This is a genomic window from Kocuria subflava (genome assembly GCF_012163155.1).
GTDB classification, from domain to species: domain Bacteria; phylum Actinomycetota; class Actinomycetes; order Actinomycetales; family Micrococcaceae; genus Kocuria; species Kocuria subflava.
Genome location: NZ_JAAVUN010000281.1, coordinates 1 through 502 on the forward strand (window position 1 = coordinate 1; position 502 = coordinate 502).

1 protein-coding gene is annotated in these 502 nt (G+C 61.6%); it reads right to left on the minus strand.

All coding sequences use genetic code 11. The features are described from left to right. A partial coding sequence (locus tag GTW58_RS14215) for a hypothetical protein (RefSeq protein WP_168023673.1) occupies positions 1–408 on the minus strand: 408 nt, incomplete at its 3' end. Positions 409–502 lie beyond the last annotated feature (94 nt).

Consider the following 502-nt stretch of genomic DNA (forward strand, 5'->3'; position numbering starts at 1 on the left):
GGGCCGCGTGTCGTCCGTCAAGGAAGGGTTCTGGTCGTATGAAACTTGCGCAGGATTCTGGTGGCCTTCCTCGCTTTCGAAGACGAACTCGGTGCGAGTACGTGCCTCCCCTTGGAACTCACCCGTCCAACGGACGGACCATGCCGGTTCAGTTCTTCGGTCCTCGCGGGATCGGACCCCTTCCACCTCTTCCCAGGTGTCGCCTATGCGGTTGGTGCGGACGGTGAGTTCTTCGTCAAGACCAGATATGCGCTTGAGGTGCAATGGTCCACCCCACTTCATGGACCTGATTCCGAGAGCCTTCCCTTGCGCGTCCTCGCCTTGCATCCCCTGCTCGTCCGTGATCTCGAGGCCGCCGTCGAGCAAGAACCAGGAATGCAGCGTGTGGCGCTCATCGTCCTGTGTCACGACGTGGTCCTCGATGACGAGCCGACGGCCCGGATGGTACGTGACGGTTCGTTCAGATTCCCATCCGTCGTGGGGCACCGCAGTCACGATCCGG